Source organism: Streptomyces sp. DF42, assembly GCF_058267695.1.
In genome coordinates this window covers 4,920,559-4,937,319 of record NZ_CM177859.1, presented here as the reverse complement: position 1 = coordinate 4,937,319, position 16,761 = coordinate 4,920,559, and the positions used below count along the sequence as shown (strand labels likewise).

Below are 16,761 nucleotides of genomic sequence, written 5' to 3'. Positions count from 1 at the left end.
CAGGACCGCAAACGACCGTGCTCCGCCTCCCCCGGGACGACCTGCCGAACGGCCCGTCGAACGGCGAAGACCGTCGTGTCGTCGGCCGGCCGGCCGCCGCAGTGCCGCACCGTGCCGTGCCCCACACGCCGCAGATCGCGGCGGCGATACCCGGCACGAGCACGATCCAGGAGATGATCCGGAACTCGCCGGTGGTGTTGAAGTCGGCGATCATGATGGCCACGAGGAGCAGTGCGGGCGGCACCCAGGCGACGCTCCGCCCCCGCACCCGCAGCAGCTGGTGCCGCCGCACAGCGTCCGTGTGCCCGGCCCGCGGCAGCCGGTCGAGCACCTTCGTCATGGGCCCCAGAGAAACATGTCCCCCCTCCCCGCGCATCCGGGCTGCCGGCCGACTTGCCAGGGCCTGTGCCCAGGTGTGCTCTGGTAGTCGGGGGCGAGGAGAGAGAGGAGCGCTCTCATGGCTCATGCGGCACCCACGTCCGGCGGAATGATGGGCAAGGCCAGGCTGAACCGCACGGCCCGGCCCACCCGCACGCCCGACCTGTTCGACGAGCGGGTACATGCGGCGGGGCGGTACGGGATCCCCGTCGTACTCGGACTCCTCTACGGCTTCTGGGCGGCGGCCAACCGACGCGGCGGCGGCGAGATCACGGGCTGGAACATCCTGTTCGGCTTCGTCACCGCGGCCGCGTTCATCGCGCTGTGCATCGCCGTCGCGACGTTCGCGCCGCTGCTGAAGCGGGAACTGCACTCGCTGGTCAAGTCGGGGTTCGCCGGCGCCGCGGTCGGCTTCCTCTACAGCCAGACCGGCGAGTCGGTCTACCGGTCGGTGGCGCTGGGGGTGGTCGTCACGGCGGGCGTCTTCGCGGTGTTCTTCTACCGCTACTACACACGCGAGGACGCCGTGGGCAACCGCGTCCGCTGACGGGCACGAGAGCGCCCCACCCACCCGTCCGCCCCTGACCGGCGGGCGATTGCGGCGCGCCGCCCATCCAGCACCGGGCGGGCGTACGAGCGCGGCCCACGCACCAGCCCCTGACCGACGCGCGAAAGCCACCCACCCGTCCACCCCTGACCGGCGGACGAGCGCGGCGCGCCGCCCGTCCAGCACCGGGCGGGCGTACGAGCGCGGCCCACGTACCCGTCCGACACCGGGCGGGCGTGCAAGCGCGGCGTACCCCGGCGCTGACGCGCGTACGAGCGCGGCCCACCCGTCCGCCCCTGACCGACGCGCGAAGGGACCCACCTGCCCGCCCCTGACCGGCTGGCGAAAGCCACCCACCCGTCCACCGCTGACCGGCGGGCGAGCGCCGCCCACGCGCCCATCCAGCGCCGGACGGGCGTGCAAGCGCGGCGTACCCCGGCGCTGACGCGCGTACGAGCGCGGCCCACCCGTCCGCCCCTGACCGACGCGCGAAGGGACCCACCTGTGCGCCCCTGACCGGCGCCTACGTGCGGTGCACCCATTTGGAGTCGTACCGTTCGCGCACTCCGCCGCCGGGCCGTTGGCTGGAGGGGTGGCCCCACGTCCTGCGCGCCTGCGGAGCGCCCTGTCGGCGGCACTGATCGCCCTCGCCTGCCTGTTCGCGCCGTGCGGCGCGCTCGCGGCCTGGGCGGCGTACGACCTCGCCGACACGGGGCGCTACGTCACGACGATGGCGCCGCTGGCCGCGGACCCGGCCGTGCGCGACGCCATCGCGGACACCGTCGGCGCCGGAATCATGGACCAGGTCGACGACCGGGTGGACGTCCGGCCGCTGCGGGGCACCGTGCGCCCCTTCGTGCACGACGCGGTCCACTCCTTCACCGGTACCGAGACCTTCCGGCTGGCCTGGGACTCGGCGAACAGGGCCGTCCACGACGCCGTGCTGCGCGCCCTGCACGACGAGAGCGAGCGGGACGTCACCGTCGACCTCGCCCCCGTCACCGCCCAGGTCAAGCGTCAACTCGCCGTGGACCACGTGCCGTTCGCGAACCGTATCCCGGTCGAGCACACCGAGGTCTCCGTCATCCCGGTTCAGGAACTGGACCGGCTCCGGAAGGGATTCCACGTGCTGGAAGTCGCCGGTTTCTGGCTGCCCGTCGCCGCCGTCGTCCTCGCCGTCTCCGGAATCGCCGTCGCCACCTGCCGCCGCCGCGCGATCACCGCGACCGCGCTCGGCACGGCGCTCGGCGGCGCGCTGCTCGCGCTCGCCATCACGATCGGCCGCCGCCTCACCCTCGCCGACCTCCCCGAGGAGGCCCACCAGTCGGCCGCGGGCGCCGTCTACGACGCCCTCACCGCGACCCTGCGCCAGGCATCCTGGCTGCTGGTCGCCCTCGGCCTGACGGTCGCGTTCGCCACCTGGCTCAGCCGCCGGGTGCACGTGCGGGTGCGGGGCCAGGCACCGCAGGACGGGCCGCTCGGAGCGGATCCGGAGGCTGCCGACCTGGGCATGACCATGGCGCCCCCGGGCGACCCCGGTGACCCCCTTGACTGGCGCGGGCCGCGCACGCCAAGGACCTGAGCGTCACGTTCGCCGGTGCCCGCAGCAACCTGCCCGGCCCGCGGCGGACGGCGCGATGGCGACCCTCGGCTCGACCTGCTCAGCGGACGCCACGGGCGTCTCCCGCGACCTCGGCAAGTGTCCGCAACGCCCGCCGCAGGTCCGGCACCGCGGCCGACGCGAGCCCGAGTCTGACGGCGGCCGGGGTGCGGTGCGGGTCGACGGTGAAGGCGGGGCCCGGCGTGACGGCGATGCCGTGTGCGGCGGCAGCGGCCGTGAAGGTGTCCGCGCGCCAGGGGGCGGGGAGTTCCCACCAGGCGAAGTAGGCCCGCGGATCGGCCCGTATGCGGAAACCGGCCAGCTGCTCGGCGACCACTCGCTGTCGCAGCGCCGCGTCCTCGCGTTTCGCCGCCACCAGCCGCTGCACCGTCCCGTCCCCGATCCACCGCACGCCCGCCTCCAGCGCGAACCGCCCGGCACTCCACCCTCCGGACCGCACGGCCGCCGCCACCGCCTGTGCCCGATGCGGCGGTACGACGAGGAAGCCGACCGTCAGACCGGGCGCGACCCGCTTGGAGAGGCCGTCGACGACGTGGGTGAGCTGCGGGGCGAGCGCGGCGAAGGGGGCGTCCCCCGCCTCGTCGAGGAAGGACCAGATCCGGTCCTCGACGACGGGGAGCCCCAACTTGTCCACCACACCGGCCAGTTGCCTGCGCCGCTCGGTGCTCGTGGTCACGGACGTCGGGTTGTGCAGCGTCGGCTGGACGTAGAGGGCGGACAGCCGGGCACCCGCGACGGCCTCCGGGCGCAGGCCCTCGTGGTCCGTGGGGAGCGGGACGAGGATGATGCCGAGCCGGGCTGCGACCTCCTTGACCAGCGGGTACGTCAGCGCTTCGACACCGACCCGGCCACCGGGCCGGACCAGGGAGGCCAGCGCGGCGGCGATGGCCTGGCGGGCGTTGCCGGTGAAGAGCAACTGGCCGGGGGCCGGGCGCCAGCCGGGCGTGGCGAGCAGGGCCGCCACCGCCTCGCGGGCCGCCGCGGTGCCGTCGGCGGCCGCCGGACGCAGGGCCTCGGTGAGGACGTCGGGGCGCAGCAGCGGGGCGAGAGCGGCTGCGAGCAGCTCCGACTGGCCGGGCGCGGAAGGGTAGTTGAGCTCCATGTTCACCGGAGCCGACGGCGCCGGTTCGATGAGCGCGCGCCCCGTGGGTCCCGTAGCGGCGGCCCGCACGAAGGTGCCGCGGCCGACCTCGCCGACGACCAGCCCCCGCCGCACCAGCTCGCCGTAGGCCCGCTCCGCCGTCGAGGCGGCGATCCCGTACCGACGGGCGAACTTTCGCTGCGGAGGCAGCCGTTCGCCCGGCCGGAGCCGTCCGGCGGTGATGTCGTCGGCGATGCGGTCGGCGATGCGCCGGTACGCGTCCACGAGCCAAGCCCCCTGCTGTCATTGCACTGAGGGCAAAGATCTTATTGCACCGAAGAGTTGGGCCGACCTAGGGTCGAGGCCATGGCAGTCCAGGCAGTCCCTCTCGTCCTGATCCACGGCCACCCCTTCGACCGCACGATGTGGAACCCGCAGCTGGAGGCGTTCTCCGCCGCCCGCCGGGTGATCGCCCCCGACCTGCGCGGCTACGGCGCCTCCCCGCCCTCCCCCGCGATCACCCGCTTCGAGCAGTTCGCCGGCGACATCAGGGCCCTGCTCGACGACCTGTCGGTGGAGACCTGCGTCCTGGCCGGCCTCTCCATGGGCGGCCAGATCGTGATGGACTTCTACCGGCAGTTCCCCGACCGCGTCCGCGGCCTGGTCCTCGCCGACACCTTCCCGGCCGCCGAGACACCCGAGGGCGTCCGCGTCCGCCACGCCACCGCGGACCGGCTGCTGCGCGAGGGCATGGGCGGGTACGCCGACGACGTACTGGAGAAGATGGTCGCGCCGTACGCCGACGCGCGGGTCAAGGCCCACGTCCACGGCATGATGACGGCCACCTCCCCGCAGAACGCCGCGGCGGCCCTGCGCGCCCGCGCCGCCCGCCCCGACTACCGCGAGCTGCTGACGACCGTCACGGTCCCGGCCCTGGTCGTCGTGGGCTCCGACGACACCTTCACCCCGGTCCGCGACGCCGAGGCGATGCACGCGGCCCTGCCCGACTCGACCCTCCACGTCATCGAGGGCACGGCCCACATGCCGAACCTGGAGAGGCCGAAGGAGTTCAACGAGGCGTTGGACCAGTTCCTGGCGCGAGTGGACCTGCGCCCGTAACGTCGTGTCGGTGACCATTCAGCCCGTCCGGCGTACGGGGACGAGGCCCGAGGAGGGCCGCAGCGGGGGTCCGGGGGCCACGGGTCCGCGGAGGTTCGGCGCCGTGCTCTGCGGACTGCTTCTGGCCGGTGTGAGTGTCGTGGCCGGCTGCCGCGTCGCCGACAGCGACGGCATCACCCCCGTCCCCCAGGTCCTCGCCTTCCTGCCCTGGCTCCTCGCCCCGGCCGGATGCGCCCTCCTGCTCGCGCTGCTCGCCCGGTGGCGGCTGGGGATGGTCTGGTCGCTCGTCGTCCTCGGGCTGCTGGCGTGGTTCATCGAGCCGTACGGGAAGACGGACGACCCCGGTGGCACCCCGCTCGCCGAGTTCAAGGTGCTGACCTCGAACGTCGAGTTCGGGCGCGGCACCGCCTCCCTCGTCCCCGTGATCCGCGGCGACAGGCCGGACATCGTGTTCGTGGAGGAGTGCGAGTACACCTGCCAGGCCCGGCTGAAGCAGGAGTTCGGCGCCGACTACCCCTACCGGCAGGCCGTGGCGGCCGGGGGCTCCGAGGGGTCGGTCATCCTCAGCCGCTTCCCGCTCAAGGGCACCGCGGACGTGCCCGGCACCATGGGCATGCCCGGCGCCGTAGCCGACGTGCGCGGCCATGCCGTACGCCTCCAACTGGCGCACCCCATGCCGCCGTTGCCCGGCCAGGTCGGCCTCTGGCGCCGGGAACTCGGGCGACTGCGGGACACGGCCGCCGCCACCCGCACGCCCATGGTCCTGGCCGGCGACTTCAACGCCTCCCAGGACCACGCCGCCTTCCGCCGCATCCTCGACACCGGCATGCGCGACGCCGCCCGGCTCGCGGGCCACGACCGCACGCCCAGCTGGCCCGCCCGCACCGCGCCGACGTTCGGCGCCCAGATCGACCACGTACTGGTCTCCCGGGACTTCTCCGCGAGCAGCGCCCGTTTGGTGGGCGTGGCCGAATCCGACCACCGGGCGCTGCTGGTGGACATCACACTTCACCAGCGCCCGCACTGAGGTCCGCGCCGGGGCCGCCGCCGGAACGGACGGGTGCGGCCGCCCCGTGCAGGAGGGCGGCCGCACCGTGTGGGGGGTGGCGTCCGGCGGGAGTGCCTAGCGGGACTTGTGCAGCGCCTTGTCGAGGGCCGCCTGGAAGCCGCCGGCCCACAGCTGGTTGACGCGGGCCCGCTCGTTGGCGTCCGGGACGGAGTTCGTGCAGGACGGGCCGGGGCCGCCGCCCGACATCAGCTCGCTGCAGGGGCCTTCGTAGTGGTCGGGCAGACCGAGGACGTGGCCGGTCTCGTGGGCGGTGACGCGCGTGGAGTCGTACTGCTGGTTCTGCGCGTAGTCGAGGAAGACGTAGCCGCCGCCGTGACCGTCGGTCGAGGCGTACGAACCGCGGGAGTCGTTGCCCTCGCGGTAGCTGAAGTCGGCGTTCGAGCCCGACTGGAGCTTCACGTTCGACACCGAGCTGTTCCATATCTGGGCACTGCGGGCTATCTGGGCGCTGAACGTCGGCGCTCCGGAGGCGTTGTACACGACCGTGACGGCCGCCGCGCTGCTCGGGTGGGCGGCGCGCTTCTCGGCGACGGACTTGACGACCGCCTGGAAGAACGCCTGGTTTGCCTTGGCCTCGGCGGGAGACCCGGTGTAGCCGGAGTACGAGGTGGGAGCCGGGGCAGCGGCGGCGGGAACCGCCGCGCCGAGGCCGAAGGCGGCGAGGCTGAGGCCGACCGCCGCCGTGAGGATGGACGTGGACATGGAGGTGCGCTTGCGCATCGATGACTCCTAGGTGGGGGGTGAGCCAGTCGTCATCGGTGAGTTTCGGCGCCTGCGGGATCACTGTGATGATGGCAACCGCCGATAGCACGCCCCTATCACCCCGATCGCCGCCCTCTCAGTCCTCTCCGTTCTCTCCGTTCTCTCCCTTCTCTCCGAGACACCCAATTCGCGTGTGTCGGGCGGGATTTGTGCGTCTGGTGAAACCTTTGGTTCCGCTTTACGCTCCGAGGGATGGACCTCGAGGTGCGACACCTCCGCGCGCTGTGCGCCATAGCCGACACCGGCAGTCTGCACCGCGCCGCGCGTCAACTGGGCGTTGCCCAGCCGTCGTTGAGCACGCAACTGCGCCGTATCGAGCAGGAGCTGGGCGGCGCGCTGTTCGTCCGCACCCGCACCGGCTGCCGCCCCACTCCGCTGGGCGGCCTGGTGCTGAGCCGCGCCCGCCCCCTGGTGGCCGAGATGCGCTCCCTGGTGAGCGAGGCACGGGCCGCGGCGACGGGCGGTCCCGAGCTGCGCGTCGGCTCCACCGCGAGCAAGGCTCTGGCGGGCTGGCTGCGCCGGCTGCGCGCCCGCGGCCAGGACCCCACCCTCCACATGAACGTCTCCCCGAACGCCCTGCTGCGCATGGTCGCCGACGGCCAGCTCGACGTCGCCTTCGTGCACGAGGTGGAAGGCAGCCCCCTGCGCATCCCCGAGGGCCTGCGGCTGCGCACCCTGATGGAACGCGAACCGCAGTTCGTGTACCTGTCGGCCGACCATCCGGCGACCGCGCACCCCGTGGTCGACGTCGGCGAACTGGCCGGCGACCGCTGGATGATCGACCCCACGGTGGACGGCGAGTGGGACGCCGTGCAGCGCATGTTCCGCGGGGCGGGCATCAGCCCGCACGTCCTGCACGGCGACTACCACACGGCCACCGCGCTGGTCGCGACCGGCGAGGTGGTCACCGTCTGCCAGCCGACCGCCCTCTCCCACCCCGACATGGCGGTACGCCGCCTCCAGGGCGACCCGCTCGGCGTACGCCTGCTGCTGGCGGCCCGCACGGAGACGGACCTGGACGGCGCCCTGCCCGCACTGGAAGAGGCGTACTGGGACTCGGCCCACCAGGCACCGGCGTATCGGGAGTGGCTGGAACGGGAGGGTGCGGGGGGTGTGCGGGGCATCCGGAGGCCGGCGCCGGCCCTCCCGTAGGTCATCTTTCAGAAGCCGTCCGCATACCGATCGACCGTCCTGAACAGCTGGATTCGAATCGGCGACCTTCCGATCCGTAGGATCGGGCAGGGCACCATAAGGAGTGCCTACCTCTCACTTCGATCGCACAGGTTGGGGATCATGTTCGTCTGTGTGCCGTCGCTGCCGTCAGCTCTGAGCGGCGGCATCCCTTTGCGGCGTTGTGTCGGACGGAATTGCTGGCATGGCCCTGCCCCGCGGGCGACCGTCACGTCCTTCGACCGCTAGCCGTCGCCCGGAGCCGGAGCCCGACGGGCCGGCTCCCGCCTGGCGGACGGCGTTGGAGACCGCGGCCTCCGTACGCGCCAAAAGGGGGGATCGCTGACAGGGCCGGACCCGGTCGTTCGCGGCAAGAAGGGCAGCAGGTGCCAGACGGGGGCACCGTAAGCGTTCACGCCCCAGACGTGAGCGTTGACCAGGGCCTGATCGTCAGCCCTGTAAATCGAGTTGTAGAGGGTGGTGGCATGGGTCCGCACCTTGATGCCAGGTACCCCGACAAGGGGGCGGTAGTGCATCAGCGCGAGGCGGCAACGGGACTGGATACCGTGACCAAACTTCTCTTCGTCGCCACGCTGTTGGACGTTTGAGCTGTCCGCGTCGCCGAGCGCAATACGGACTGCACAGCCCTCGGCCGCTCGCTCCTTCAAGAGCTCGTTGAATCTCGGGTACGCCTCGTGCAGGAAGACGGCGGCGTACACCAACACGTCGATGTGCTCCCGGGCCTGGGTCAGCATGTCCACGAAGGTGGACACGGGGACGTCCGCCCGCTGGTCGTTTGCATGACGGCAACGGCCAACGACCAAAGGACCGGCCGCGTGGTGGCTGGTGAGGAGCTGTCCGACAGCCTCACCAACTTCGTGATCGTCCACAACGGGCAGTCCCGCGAGCGGGCTGAGCGGATCGCGGACCAGGCGGTGGCCTTCGTGGTCACCGCCGCGACCGCGACCGTTCCCCATGGTCCCGTCGGACGACGTGGACCTCGGTCTGCACGCGCTCATCCTGCACACGAAGGAGTACGCCACGCTCTGCGACCAGCACGCGGGCCGTTTCCTCCACCACAACCCCATGCCGAGCGGAGGGCCCCGTGACCCGCAGAAGGTCGCCGTCTCCGTTCTCGCGATGAAGGCGGCCGGGTTCGTGGTCTTCGACGACCTGTGGACCGTGGACGGCACGAACCTCGCGCAGTGCGACTCGGACTGCGGCCGTCCGTACGGTCAGGAATATCAGGACTAACACACGACAGCAGCGACGCGGCCGGCCTCGACTCGTGGTCGGCCGCGTTCGCCCGGAAGGAGAACAGACGTTTTCCTGGTCACCCCCTGAACTGCCGATCGTGGTGCTCGACGCGCTCATGCCCACGGCTCAGCGCCTGGTCCTCGACCGCCGGGGCTCCATGGTCTGGGAGGTGCAAAGCCATCGCGGCCACTACGCCGTGAAGGTCGGCTATCCGATCGAGGCCACGACCGAATGGTCCGCCCAGCCCTGGACCGCCCTCGCCCCCGCACGTGAAGGGGCCGTTCTGCTGCGCCTCGGCCTGGTCGACCTCGCATACGGCGAATGGGAGCGCGGAACCTGGAACTTCCAGCCGTGGCACGAAGGGCCGGACCTGTACCAGCTCTGGGAGCCTTGCCGTAGGCCGGACTCGTCCATCGCACCGCACACCAGCGTGGCATTGGGCTGCGTCGAAGCCCTGGCCGAACTCCACGCCAAGGGCTGGGCCCACGGTGACGTACAGCCCGCCCACTTCATCATCTGCCCGGAACGAACGCACCTCATCGACCTCGCCCTAGCCCGAGGCGGCCACGTGCCCGAGGGATACGACTTCCCGTTCCGCGGCTGCCTGGTCCACTACGAGGCACCGGAGATGGCCCGCAGCGTGCTCGACACCGGAGAAGCCGAGCCGACGCAGGAAGCCGACGTGTACGCGCTCGGCGCCTCCCTGCTCATCTCCGCCACCGGCTGGCGAGCCGTCGAGTACCCGGACGACGCCCTGCGCGCAGTCCAACGGGAAGCCGTGGCGGACGGCAGGCGCCGGCCCGTGAAAGCGCCCGGCAAGCTGGGTGACCTGATCGACGTGATGCTCAGCCACGCTCCCGAGGATCGCCCCACCATCTACGAGGTGGACAACGCCCTGAGCTGCCTCTGAAACGCGTGCCCCGCCCGTGTGCTGCCTTCAGGGCGCTTGGGCGGGGGGCTTCACCCATTGCCCTGATCGCCGTGGACGCCTTCGCGTAGCCGCGTTCGCATACGCGACACGCCCCGTACGACTCAAGTGCCGTACGGGGCTCAGGCATTGTGTTGCCTACGACCGGCCCTGCTGGGGGGAAGGTTCGGGGCATACCATCCCTCCCCAAGATCGCCATCTTGGGCCGCTAACCTTACGTGTCGGCCCTGGCCAGGGATTGACGGCCTTCAACTCACTCGAAGGATTGCGCACATGGGCATTCTCACTCTCCTGCGGAACGCGTTCGGCAAGTCACGCAAGGGGCGTGCCGCCGAGGCAGAGGGTGCGGACCGAACTCCTTCGCGGACCTCGGAACCGACCGTCCCCGCACCGTCCCCCGAGCCCCAGCCGACGGCATCCGCGCAGATCCCGGAGCCGCGGACGACCCCCGCCGAGTCCACCAAGGACGAGCACGAACTGGTCTCAGCTGCCTTCAACAGCGTGACGGTGCCGAGGCCGGCGGAGTCGGTGGAGCCGACAGCGGCGAACCCGACGGTCGCGGAGAGGCAGGTCGGGGAGCCGAAGGCGGAGGAGGTGCCCGAGCCGACGGTGGTCGAGCCGACCGCCCCGGAGGCCGTCGAACCGACGGTGACGGAGGAAGCGCCCGAGCCTGCCGTGGAAGCGGTGGCCGAGGAGCCCACGTCCGAGCCGGAGCCCGAGGCTGCAGTGGCTGAGGAGCCCGTCGCGGCGGTCGAGCCGGAGCCGGTGGCTACGGAGGCCGAGCCCGAGACTGCGGCGGAGGTCGCGGAGGAGCCGATCGCGGAAGCCGAGGCCGAGGCCGCGACGGAGCCGACGCCCGAGCCCGAGCCGGCCGCCGAGGTCGCCCCCGCGCCCGCGCCCGAGGCGGTGATCGAGGAAGCCCCCGAGCCGGAGCCCTCGCCGGCCGCGGAGGCCGAGCCCGAGACGGAGGCGAAGCCTGAGGCCGAGACGGAGGTCAAGCCTGAGGCCGAGCCCGAGACCCTCGCCGAACCGGAGCCCGAGCCCGAGTCGGCCGCCGTGGTCGCCCCCGCGCCGGAGACTGTCGAGGAATCGGAGCCGGTGGCGGTTTCCGCTCCCGAACCGGAGACCGAGGCGGACGCCGAGGTGGCGCCCGAACCGCAGCCCGAGCCGGTGGCCGCGTCGGCGGACGACACGGTTTCCGCTCCGGAGCCCGTGGCCGCCGCGGTGGACGAGCCCGCAGCCGCCGATGGCGAGGACGCCCCACAGGGGCCAGTCGCAGTCGACGACGAAAGTGGTACGGGTGGTGCGGGTGGGAGCAGCAACCCGGCCGCAGACCGGGGGCCCGTGCCCGTCCCCGCAACTCTCCGCACGGCGTACACCGCAGCCGAGGCCACCCTCAAGGCCACCGGCCTCACCGGCACCGCCGCCAAGGTCTACCTCGTCCTCGACCGCTCCGCGAGCATGCGCCCGTACTACAAGGACGGCTCCGCACAGGCGCTCGCCGAGCAGACCCTCGCCCTCGCCGCCCACCTCGACCCCCAGGGCGCCGAGAACACCACGGTCCACGTCACGTTCTTCTCCACGGAAGTGGACGGCACCGGCGAACTCGCCCTCACCGACCACGAGAACAAGATCGACGACCTGCACGCAGGGCTCGGCCGCATGGGCCGTACCAGCTACCACGCGGCCGTGGAGGACGTCCTCACCCACCACGCCAAGGAAGCCCCCGGCACCCGGGCCCTGGTCGTCTTCCAGACGGACGGCGCCCCCGACGCCAAGACCCCCGCCAACCAGGCCCTCACGGACGCGGCGAAGAACCACCCCGCCGTCTTCTTCTCCTTCGTCGCCTTCGGAGACCCGGAGAACAAGGCCTTCGACTACCTCCGCAAGCTGAAGCTGGACAACACGTCCCACTTCCTCGCCGGCGCGACCCCGCGCGAGCTCACGGACACGGAGGTCTACGAGGGCATCCTGGCGAACTGGCGCCCGTAACCCCCGAAGATCACCAGGCGGCCGCCCCTTCCCACACCGTAAAACGGGAAGCGGGCGGCCCACCCGTGTCGGCTACGATTTCAAGGTTCGCAGCGAAGCAGGAACCGCGGACCAAGAACCACGAAACCGACCTGGGAGCAGCCCCCGATGGCTCGACACCTCATCACCAGCGCCCTTCCGTACATCAACGGAATCAAGCACCTGGGCAACATGGTGGGGTCCATGCTCCCGGCGGACGTGTACTCCCGCTACCTCCGCCAGCGCGGTCACGACGTCCTGTACATCTGCGCGACGGACGAGCACGGCACCCCGGCCGAGCTGGCGGCGAAGGAGCGGGGTCTTCCCGTGGACGAGTTCTGCGCGCAGGCGCACGACGCCCAGAAGGCGGTCTACGACGGCTTCGCGCTGGCCTTCGACTACTTCGGCCGGAGTTCCAGCTCCCAGAACGTGGAGATCACCCAGCACTTCGCCCGCCGCCTCAACGAGAACGGCTTCATCGAGGAGCGGGCGATCCGCCAGGTGTACAGCCCCGCCGACGGCCGCTTCCTCCCTGACCGCTACGTCGAGGGCACCTGCCCCCACTGCGGCTACGACAAGGCCCGCGGCGACCAGTGCGAGAACTGCACCCGGGTCCTGGACCCCACCGACCTGATCAACCCGCGCTCGGCGATCTCCGGCTCCACGGACCTGGAGGTCCGCGAGACCAAGCACCTCTTCCTCCTCCAGTCGAAGCTCCAGCACGAGGTCGAGGAGTGGGTGTCCCGCCACGAGGCGGACTGGCCGCAGCTGGCCTCCTCCATCGCCCGCAAGTGGCTGACCGAGGGCCTGCACGACCGCGCGATCACCCGCGACCTCGACTGGGGCGTCCCCGTCCCCGCCGACACGTGGCCGGAGCTGGCCGCGGCGGGCAAGGTCTTCTACGTCTGGTTCGACGCCCCGATCGAGTACATCGGCGCGACGAAGGAGTGGTCGGACCTCGACCCGGAGAACCGCGACTGGAAGTCGTGGTGGTACGACGTCGACACCGACGTCCGCTACACGGAGTTCATGGCCAAGGACAACGTCCCCTTCCACACGGTGATGTTCCCGGCCACCGAGCTGGGTGTCCGCGAGCCGTGGAAGAAGGTCGACTTCGTCAAGGCCTTCAACTGGCTGACGTACTACGGCGGAAAGTTCTCCACCAGCCAGAAGCGGGGCGTCTTCACCGACCACGCCCTGGAGATCCTCCCGGCCGACTACTGGCGCTACTTCCTGATCGCCAACGCTCCCGAGTCGGACGACTCGTCCTTCACCTGGGAGCACTTCACGGCGACGGTGAACAAGGACCTGGCCGACACCCTCGGCAACTTCGTCAACCGCGTCCTGTCCTTCTCCAAGAAGCGCTTCGGCGAGGACGTCCCCGCGGGCGGCGAGCCGGGCGAGGCGGAGACGAAGCTGGGCGAGCAGATCGCCGAACTCCTCGCCGAGTACGAGTCCCAGCTGGAGGCCCTCCAGTTCCGCAAGGCGGCCGCGGCCCTGCGCGCCCTGTGGTCCGCGGGCAACTCCTATCTGGAGGAGAAGGCCCCCTGGCTGGAGATCAAGACGGACAAGGACGGCGCGGCCCTGACGCTGCGCACGGCGATGAACCTGATCCACCTCTACGCGGTGGTCTCGGAGCCGTTCATCCCGACGACGTCGGCCACCATGCGCCAGGCGTTCGCCCTGCCTGACGACACCGCAACCTGGATCACCCCGGACGAGGCCAGGTCCCTCACGGGGGTCCCCTCAGGCACCCCCTTCACGGTCCCGCCGGTCCTGTTCGCCAAGCTGACGGACGAGGACCTGGAGACCTACAAGGAGCGCTTCGGCGGCGAGCCCGCGTAGGAACCGTGAGAAATGGGGCTCGGAAGGCGGAACAGCTTTCCGGGCCCCGTATTGTTCCGCCATGGCAGTACCCGAAGTCGTCCCGATCGCCTACGTGCCCAGGCACCGGACCGAGTCCATCGGCCGGTACGCGGACGGGCAGTTCCTGGCGTCGATCACCTATGCCTTCCCGCGGGGATTCCGTCTCGACCACGGCTGGGAAGAGCACAAACGTCTCTACGCGGTGCTGCACACCTTCGACCCCGAGGGCCGCTACCGCGACTCGGAGATCTGGTGTGCCGGCACCTGGGCCGAGCAGATGCGCGATCCGGACGGAGACGGGTCGGTCATGCAGCGCGCCCGTGTCCACCTGGCGAAACTCCTGCGCAGCCTGCCTCGCCGCTCCTACACGGACATCGCGATACGACCGTTCCAACTGACCGTCGACGACGTGCAGTTCGGCCTGGTGATCCGCGAGGACGACGGGGAGAGCTGGGCCGAGCTCTACCCGGACCGCCTCGCCTTCGGCGACCCCTGGGACGGCACGTACGACACCTGACCGGCCCCGGCCGCCCCGGCTCCCTGCCCCGTAACGCCGGTGAGTCGGTGAGTGGGTGAGTCGGTCAGCCTGTCAGCACCCCGGTGCCGGTCGTCGGGGCCGGGTCCCTCGCAAGCCCCAGCGCCTCCCGTGCCGTGGCGACATGCCGCAGCCCCTCCTGCGCCGTCCGCGTCACCCGCTCGAAGTCCGCGGCGGTACGGGCGTCGGAGAGCAGGGCCCGGGCGGCGCGATGGCACTCGGCGGCGTCCGCGAGCGACTGCCCCGCCGACCGGCCGCCTGTCGCCCGACTGCTCGCTCCCGGCGGCATCAGGCTGCCGCCCAGCCGTATCAGCCAGCGGTTGGCCTCGGCCTCCGCGTCCAGGTCGGTCCTGCCCCGGACCGCCTGCGAACGCCGCAGTGCGACGACCGCACCGAGCGCCCCGACGACCAGGAGCGCCGAGAACGCGATCGCGTACCCCATGGCGTCCTCCTTGCACGAGCTGTGCATCAGGGTGCCCAAGGGAAAGGGCTCGAAACCGACGTTGGTTTCGAGCCCTTCGTATCCGCCTGAGATCCGTGCGCTACTTCGGCTGCGGCTTGCGCACCGACAGGTGCAGTTCCTTCAGCCGCGCCTCCTCCAGCTCCGTCGGCGCGCCCATCATCAGGTCCTGGGCGTTGCCGTTGAGCGGGAAGGCGATGGTCTCGCGGATGTTCGGCTCGTCGGCGAGCAGCATCACGATGCGGTCGACGCCGGGGGCGATGCCGCCGTGCGGCGGGGCGCCGAAGCGGAAGGCGCGCAGCATGCCGGCGAACTTGTCCTCGACGGTCTCACGGTCGTAGCCCGCGATCTCGAAGGCCTTGAGCATGATGTCGGGCTCGTGGTTACGGATCGCGCCGGAGGACAGCTCGACGCCGTTGCAGACGATGTCGTACTGCCAACCCAGGATGTCCAGCGGGTCCTGGGTCTCCAGGGCCTCCAGACCGCCCTGCGGCATCGAGAAGGGGTTGTGCGAGAAGTCGATCGCGCCGGTCTCCTCGTCCTTCTCGTACATCGGGAAGTCGACGATCCAGCAGAACCGGAAGACGCCCTCCTCGAAGTGCCCGGCACGCTTGGCGGCCTCGACCCGCACCGCGCCCATGATCTTCGAGACCTCGTCGAACTCGCCCGCGCCGAAGAAAACGGCGTGGCCGGCGGCCAGCGACAGGCGCTTGGTCAGCTCGGCGACGTTCTCCTCGGTGAGGAACTTGGCGATCGGGCCGGTGAGGGACCCATCCTCGGTGACGCGCACCCAGGCCAGGCCCTTCGCGCCCAGCGAGACGGCGAAGTCGCCGAGCTGGTCGAAGAACTTACGGGGCTGGTCCTGGACCCCCGGCACCGCCAGGGCGCGCACGTGCTTGCCCGCGAACGCCTTGAACTCCGAGCCGTCGAAGACGTCGGTGATGTCGACGAGCTCCAGCTGGGCCCGCAGGTCCGGCTTGTCGGAGCCGTACTTCAGCATCGCCTCGCGGAACGGGATCCGCGGGAAGGGCGAGGTGACATGGCGGCCGCCGCCGAACTCCTCGAACAGTTCGGTCATGAGCTGCTCGATCGGCTGGAAGACGTCTTCCTGCTCGACGAAGCTCATCTCGACGTCGAGCTGGTAGAACTCGCCCGGCGAACGGTCCGCGCGGGCGTCCTCGTCACGGAAGCAGGGCGCGATCTGGAAGTAGCGGTCGAAGCCGGAGATCATCAGCAGCTGCTTGAACTGCTGCGGCGCCTGCGGCAGGGCGTAGAACCTGCCCGGGTTCAGCCGGGAGGGGACCACGAAGTCGCGGGCGCCCTCGGGGGAGGTCGCCGACAGGATCGGCGTCGCCATCTCGTTGAAGCCCAGCGCCGTCATCTTGTGCCGGATCGCCGAGATGACCGACGTACGCAGCAGGATGTTGCGGTGCATGCGCTCGCGGCGCAGGTCGAGGAAGCGGTACTCCAGGCGGCGCTCCTCGTTCACCCCGTCCTCGGTGTTGATCGTGAAGGGGAGCGGGGCGGCGGCGCCGAGCAGCTCGACCTCGCCGACCTCGACCTCGATCTCACCGGTCGGCAGGTCCGGGTTGACGTTGTCGGCGCCCCGGGAGACGACCTTGCCGTCGACGCGGACCGTCGACTCCTTGGTGACCTTGTCGAGGGCCTCGTAGGCCGGGGTTCCAGGGCGGGCGACGAGCTGCGTGATGCCGTAGTGATCACGCAGATCGATGAAGAGGATGCCGCCCAGGTCGCGCCGATTGTGCAGCCAGCCACTCAGCCGGACGTCGGTGCCGACGTCAGAGGCGCGGAGCTCGCCGCAGGTGTGGGACCTGTACCGATGCATCGTCGTTCATCCAGCCTTCGCGGATCGGGGGTACGTTTCACGTGAAACAACCCCAGGGTACCGGGCACCCCACGATCAGCTCCCCACCATTAAGACGGGTCAATCGGTGGCA

At 71.1% G+C, this 16,761-nt stretch carries 13 protein-coding genes and 3 pseudogenes; 10 read left to right on the top strand and 6 right to left on the bottom strand.

What is annotated here, in order from left to right; genetic code table 11:
* Positions 1-112 precede the first annotated feature (112 nt).
* Positions 113-340: pseudogene (locus tag ACYUED_RS22550) on the bottom strand (serine/threonine-protein phosphatase); the annotation flags it as partial.
* A gap of 117 nt (positions 341-457) precedes the next feature.
* Here ACYUED_RS22550 and ACYUED_RS22545 point away from each other — a divergent pair.
* The gene (locus ACYUED_RS22545) at positions 458-925 is read left to right on the top strand and encodes a hypothetical protein (protein WP_491294076.1); all 468 of its coding nucleotides are present in this window, start codon (positions 458-460) and stop codon (positions 923-925) included.
* Between the two features lie 592 nt (positions 926-1,517).
* Positions 1,518-2,507, top strand: a complete 990-nt coding sequence (locus ACYUED_RS22540; protein WP_491294075.1) for a hypothetical protein — start codon at positions 1,518-1,520, stop codon at positions 2,505-2,507.
* A gap of 79 nt (positions 2,508-2,586) precedes the next feature.
* Here the strand turns inward: ACYUED_RS22540 and ACYUED_RS22535 are convergent, their stop codons facing one another.
* Entirely contained in the window at positions 2,587-3,912 is a 1,326-nt protein-coding gene (locus ACYUED_RS22535) for an aminotransferase-like domain-containing protein (RefSeq protein WP_491294074.1), read from the bottom strand.
* Positions 3,913-3,993: 81 nt separating this feature from the next.
* On the opposite strand from ACYUED_RS22535, the gene ACYUED_RS22530 reads away from it, so the two are divergent.
* On the top strand, positions 3,994-4,746 hold the full coding sequence (locus tag ACYUED_RS22530; RefSeq protein WP_491294073.1) for an alpha/beta fold hydrolase: 753 nt from the start codon (positions 3,994-3,996) through the stop codon (positions 4,744-4,746).
* Positions 4,747-4,849: 103 nt separating this feature from the next.
* A complete protein-coding gene (locus ACYUED_RS22525) occupies positions 4,850-5,773 on the top strand; it encodes an endonuclease/exonuclease/phosphatase family protein (protein ID WP_491294373.1) in 924 nt (307 codons plus the stop codon).
* Between the two features lie 96 nt (positions 5,774-5,869).
* On the opposite strand, the gene snpA is transcribed toward ACYUED_RS22525, so the two are convergent.
* The gene (gene snpA / locus ACYUED_RS22520; RefSeq protein ID WP_491294071.1) at positions 5,870-6,535 is read right to left on the bottom strand and encodes a snapalysin; all 666 of its coding nucleotides are present in this window, start codon (positions 6,533-6,535) and stop codon (positions 5,870-5,872) included.
* 234 nt (positions 6,536-6,769) lie between these two features.
* Between snpA and ACYUED_RS22515 the strand changes: the two genes are divergently transcribed.
* The gene (locus ACYUED_RS22515; protein ID WP_491294070.1) at positions 6,770-7,729 is read left to right on the top strand and encodes a LysR family transcriptional regulator; all 960 of its coding nucleotides are present in this window, start codon (positions 6,770-6,772) and stop codon (positions 7,727-7,729) included.
* A 263-nt stretch (positions 7,730-7,992) separates the two neighbouring features.
* Here the strand turns inward: ACYUED_RS22515 and ACYUED_RS22510 are convergent.
* Positions 7,993-8,541, bottom strand: a pseudogene (locus ACYUED_RS22510) (hypothetical protein); the annotation flags it as partial.
* A gap of 6 nt (positions 8,542-8,547) precedes the next feature.
* On the opposite strand from ACYUED_RS22510, the pseudogene ACYUED_RS22505 reads away from it, so the two are divergent.
* The 5 genes and pseudogenes from ACYUED_RS22505 to ACYUED_RS22485 all read left to right on the top strand — a co-directional run bounded on the left by ACYUED_RS22505 (position 8,548) and on the right by ACYUED_RS22485 (position 14,325).
* Positions 8,548-9,001: pseudogene (locus ACYUED_RS22505) on the top strand (glycine-rich domain-containing protein).
* Positions 9,002-9,119: 118 nt separating this feature from the next.
* On the top strand, positions 9,120-9,914 hold the full coding sequence (locus tag ACYUED_RS22500) for a protein kinase domain-containing protein (protein ID WP_491294371.1): 795 nt from the start codon (positions 9,120-9,122) through the stop codon (positions 9,912-9,914).
* Between the two features lie 291 nt (positions 9,915-10,205).
* Positions 10,206-11,924: a VWA domain-containing protein gene (locus tag ACYUED_RS22495; protein WP_491294069.1), complete on the top strand. Its 1,719-nt coding sequence runs from the start codon at positions 10,206-10,208 to the stop codon at positions 11,922-11,924.
* A 147-nt stretch (positions 11,925-12,071) separates the two neighbouring features.
* Entirely contained in the window at positions 12,072-13,787 is a 1,716-nt protein-coding gene (metG, locus tag ACYUED_RS22490; RefSeq protein ID WP_491294067.1) for a methionine--tRNA ligase, read from the top strand.
* A gap of 61 nt (positions 13,788-13,848) precedes the next feature.
* Complete coding sequence (locus ACYUED_RS22485) at positions 13,849-14,325, top strand: hypothetical protein (RefSeq protein WP_491294066.1); 477 nt, start codon at positions 13,849-13,851, stop codon at positions 14,323-14,325.
* A gap of 64 nt (positions 14,326-14,389) precedes the next feature.
* Here the strand turns inward: ACYUED_RS22485 and ACYUED_RS22480 are convergent, their stop codons facing one another.
* Both ACYUED_RS22480 and aspS read right to left on the bottom strand, forming a co-directional pair.
* Positions 14,390-14,785 carry a hypothetical protein gene (locus tag ACYUED_RS22480; protein ID WP_491294064.1) on the bottom strand — a complete coding sequence of 132 codons (396 nt, stop codon included), beginning with the start codon at positions 14,783-14,785 and terminating at the stop codon, positions 14,390-14,392.
* A 100-nt stretch (positions 14,786-14,885) separates the two neighbouring features.
* A complete protein-coding gene (aspS, locus tag ACYUED_RS22475; RefSeq protein ID WP_491294061.1) occupies positions 14,886-16,649 on the bottom strand; it encodes an aspartate--tRNA ligase in 1,764 nt (587 codons plus the stop codon).
* Positions 16,650-16,761: the final 112 nt, after the last annotated feature.

Coding starts and splice junctions, on each gene's coding strand:
- ACYUED_RS22545 (WP_491294076.1), top strand. CDS start 458: ATGGCTCATGCGGCACCCACGTCCGGCGGAATGATGGGCAAGGCCAGG.
- ACYUED_RS22530 (WP_491294073.1), top strand. CDS start 3,994: ATGGCAGTCCAGGCAGTCCCTCTCGTCCTGATCCACGGCCACCCCTTC.
- snpA (WP_491294071.1), bottom strand. CDS start 6,535: ATGCGCAAGCGCACCTCCATGTCCACGTCCATCCTCACGGCGGCGGTC.
- ACYUED_RS22515 (WP_491294070.1), top strand. CDS start 6,770: ATGGACCTCGAGGTGCGACACCTCCGCGCGCTGTGCGCCATAGCCGAC.
- ACYUED_RS22500 (WP_491294371.1), top strand. CDS start 9,120: ATGCCCACGGCTCAGCGCCTGGTCCTCGACCGCCGGGGCTCCATGGTC.
- ACYUED_RS22495 (WP_491294069.1), top strand. CDS start 10,206: ATGGGCATTCTCACTCTCCTGCGGAACGCGTTCGGCAAGTCACGCAAG.
- metG (WP_491294067.1), top strand. CDS start 12,072: ATGGCTCGACACCTCATCACCAGCGCCCTTCCGTACATCAACGGAATC.
- ACYUED_RS22485 (WP_491294066.1), top strand. CDS start 13,849: ATGGCAGTACCCGAAGTCGTCCCGATCGCCTACGTGCCCAGGCACCGG.
- ACYUED_RS22480 (WP_491294064.1), bottom strand. CDS start 14,785: ATGGGGTACGCGATCGCGTTCTCGGCGCTCCTGGTCGTCGGGGCGCTC.
- aspS (WP_491294061.1), bottom strand. CDS start 16,649: ATGCATCGGTACAGGTCCCACACCTGCGGCGAGCTCCGCGCCTCTGAC.